Origin of the sequence: Pseudoduganella buxea, assembly GCF_009720835.1 — a bacterium.
GTDB lineage: Bacteria > Pseudomonadota > Gammaproteobacteria > Burkholderiales > Burkholderiaceae_D > Rugamonas > Rugamonas buxea.
Genome location: NZ_WNKZ01000307.1, coordinates 1 through 264 on the forward strand (window position 1 = coordinate 1; position 264 = coordinate 264).

Genomic DNA, 264 nt, shown 5'->3' on the forward strand with positions numbered 1-264 from the left:
TTGGGCTTACGGCGTGCGGGCTTTTCACCCGCATTATCGCTACTCATGTCAGCATTCGCACTTCTGATACCTCCAGCATCCTTTACAAGACACCTTCGCAGGCTTACAGAACGCTCTCCTACCATATGCATAAATGCATATCCGCAGCTTCGGTGACTGGCTTAGCCCCGTTACATCTTCCGCGCAGGACGACTCGATCAGTGAGCTATTACGCTTTCTTTAAATGATGGCTGCTTCTAAGCCAACATCCTGACTGTTTTAGCC

At 50.0% G+C, this 264-nt stretch carries 1 rRNA gene; it reads right to left on the bottom strand.

The features are described 5' to 3' along the window. Window positions 1–264 (bottom strand): 23S ribosomal RNA (locus GM672_RS28040); the annotation flags it as partial.